The sequence below is a fragment of the Halomonas sp. SIMBA_159 genome (assembly GCF_046536035.1).
GTDB lineage: Bacteria > Pseudomonadota > Gammaproteobacteria > Pseudomonadales > Halomonadaceae > Vreelandella > Vreelandella venusta_A.
This window is the reverse complement of record NZ_JAWJBT010001789.1, coordinates 1-230: the sequence shown is the minus strand read 5'-3', so window position 1 is coordinate 230 and position 230 is coordinate 1. Positions and strand designations below refer to the sequence as shown.

1 pseudogene is annotated in these 230 nt (G+C 52.2%); it reads left to right on the top strand.

The features are described 5' to 3' along the window. A pseudogene (locus R0J87_RS25360) lies at window positions 1–230 on the top strand (hypothetical protein); the annotation flags it as partial.

Below are 230 nucleotides of genomic sequence, written 5' to 3'. Positions count from 1 at the left end.
AGGGATAGGCGTTATCATTGGCGGTCATACCCATACCATGCAAGGGGACTTCACCAATGTCGGGTACGGTAAAAAAGACCAGTATGCCGTCAACATTAAGGGTACCTGTGTGGTGCAGGCCGGTTGTAATGCACTGGCGCTGGGTCAGATTTCGATCGATTTTGCGGCGGATGGCAGTGTTGAACAAGTGTCAGGCGGTAATCAGTTGCTGCTTGGCCGCCAATTTACCC